We start from the raw sequence: 1,890 nt of genomic DNA, 5'->3' as shown, positions 1-1,890 counted from the left end.
GAGGGGGGTAGGGCGGGATTGAGGTCTACGAACTGGGCTGTGGCGGCAAGGGAGTTGGCGTACAGAGGGCGTCGGAAACGAGTCACGGGAGCTGCGTTTCCCGGTCGAGGCCGAGCGTGCCCCGGTGCAGGTCGAGTCGGTCTCGCAGGGCGGTCCCGCCCGTCGTGGTGAGTCGGATCGCGCGGTGGGAGCCGATCCGTTCGATCCGGCCGGTGCCGAAGAACCGGCCGCAGACAGTCGCCCCGGGGGCCCCTCCCCGGACACGAGGTCCGGCTGCGAGTCGCCGTAGACGAAGAAAAGGACTCCGCGCTGACGATCGACGTACCGGACCCGGCACTGGAGTTCCCCGTGGTGAGCCAGGCGCCCGGTGGGGAGGGTGGGCGCGGGGTTCTGGTCGTCTCCGGGGGCTCCGCAGCCCTCGACCGGTTTCCGCGGAGCGACATCGGTAAGACCGTCCGCGCCCGCCTCGCCACCAATTGACCCCGGGATAACCAACCGGACTCAGACACGAGACGCCCAGTTCATTCATGCGAAATGTCCGTGCCGCCTCATAACGGCTAACCCGCTGTTCACGGGGATGGCTCGATTCATACGCAAGGCGGGTGGTCGTGTGCGCGCTAGACACGAGCTGCACGTGCTGTCGGTCTACGAAGGCTTCTTCTCCGGAGGAGCCCGAATCGTCCACAGCGACGTCGTTCTGGGACTGGTGGAGGGCGGCCAGCACCATACGGTGCTCAGCATCCACGGTGAGGTCCACCGAGAAGCAACCCGGCAGGCCATGGAGAACGACGCCTGCTATCAACAACTGACCGCGGCCGGCGTCGGCGTCTCCACCCTCGGCCGCAGCTTCCGCGGCGACCGGGACCCGGACGGCACCGTCAGCGACGGCTTCACCGGCCCCGAGCTGGCCGACGCGGCCCGCGCCCTGGCCGACGCGGACGTCGTCCTGTCGCTCAAGGAACAGCCGCTCTCGCTGCTCAACCAGGCGGGCCTGCCCCGCCGCCCCGTCGTCGTGTGCCTGCACCGTTCGGACCCCGAACACCAGGGCGCCGCCCTCGACGAACTGAAGACCGCCATCGCCGACGGCAAGGTCGTCGCCGCCGTCTGCTGCGCGGAGTCCACCCGCGACGCCTACCAGGCCGCCGGCATCCCGCCCGAGGTCCTCCACGTCATCCCCAACGGCGTGGATCTGTTCCGCTTCCGGCCCGATCCCGCCCGACGGCTCGCGCTGCGCGCCTCCCTGGGCATTCCGGACACCGCACCCGTCGTGGTGTTCGCCGCCCGCTACGCCACGATGAAGAACATCCCGCTCTTCCTCCGCGCCGCCCACGAGTGGCTACGCCGCGAACCCGCCGGCCACGTCCTCATGTGCGGCACGGGCATGACCGTCGACCAGCCCGCCCTCTCCGCCGACATCGACACCGCCTTCGGGGAAGGGGAGGAGAGGGAACGACTCGGCGGTCGGCTCCATCTCCTCGGCGTACGGCGGGACATGGAGACCGTCTACGCCGGGTCCGACGTCGTCGCGCTCACGTCCTCCTTCGGCGAGGCCGCGCCCCTGTGCCTCATCGAGGGCATGATGTGCGGGGCCGTACCCGTCTCCACCGACGTCGGCGACAGCGCGTCCATCGTCGACGGCCACGGCATCGTCACACCCCCCGACCCGGACGCCATCGCGTCGGCCTGGACCGAGGCGGTCATCGGCCGCGCGGAGTTCGCCCAGGCCCACGCCCGCAGCCGCGAACGCTTCAGCCGTACGCGCATGATCGCCTCCTACGCCGCCCTCATCGACGGCCTCCACGCGGGCCGCACGAGCACCACCGCGGCCCCGCCGCCCCTGCCCGAACCCCTGTAGACCGCGCATACGAGGAGGGACCACCGACCCCCCGG

Annotated in this window: 1 protein-coding gene; it reads left to right on the top strand. The window is 70.7% G+C overall.

What is annotated here, in order from left to right; all coding sequences use genetic code 11:
- Window positions 1–634: 634 nt before the first annotated feature.
- Entirely contained in the window at window positions 635–1,855 is a 1,221-nt protein-coding gene (locus JHN63_RS50645) for a glycosyltransferase (RefSeq protein ID WP_200691875.1), read from the top strand.
- The last annotated feature ends 35 nt before the right edge of the window (window positions 1,856–1,890 follow it).

The sequence above is a fragment of the Streptomyces sp. MBT65 genome (genome assembly GCF_016612545.1).
In the GTDB taxonomy this organism is placed as follows: domain Bacteria; phylum Actinomycetota; class Actinomycetes; order Streptomycetales; family Streptomycetaceae; genus Streptomyces.
The sequence above is the reverse complement of the archived record's forward strand: the minus strand, read 5'-3'. Positions and strand labels throughout refer to the sequence as shown.